We start from the raw sequence: 409 nt of genomic DNA on the forward strand, positions 1-409 counted from the left end.
GAGATCATCTCTCGCCCTCCATCGCTTGTTGACGGAGCTCGTCTTCGCTTGGGAGGTCCCAGCCGTGGTATTCGCGAGCGACATGACGCGCTCGCTTGACGTTGACGACGACGCCGGCTGCTGGAGACTGATGCGCCTCAGTGCGCTCTTTCAGGTATTCTGGATGGTTGCGTGTGTACGTGCCAAAGCTGAGGCTGTCTGGCCCACTCTGGCTCATGACGACATAGCCCTTCAACTTGGTCTGGATCGCGTGTTTATATGACATAGTTGGTGGTCAAGACGCTCTCTCCGGAACGCCTCTCACCTGCCAGAGGCCCACAAAATTAGGTGAGAGTCCCCCACCGTCAGACTAGGATTGCTCTAGCGGTTCGACCCACTCAGGAGCGCAGTCATGGGTCCCGTAGTAGAG

The 409-nt window shown here is 57.7% G+C and carries 1 protein-coding gene; it reads left to right on the forward strand.

What is annotated here, in order from left to right; all coding sequences use genetic code 11:
- Positions 1 to 262: hypothetical protein (locus tag FY251_RS22935; protein ID WP_222847922.1), on the forward strand; the 262-nt coding region annotated here is incomplete at its 5' end.
- Positions 263 to 409 lie beyond the last annotated feature (147 nt).

Origin of the sequence: Haloferax sp. KTX1, from assembly GCF_902410085.1 — an archaeon.
Taxonomy (GTDB): Archaea; Halobacteriota; Halobacteria; order Halobacteriales; family Haloferacaceae; genus Haloferax; species Haloferax massiliensis.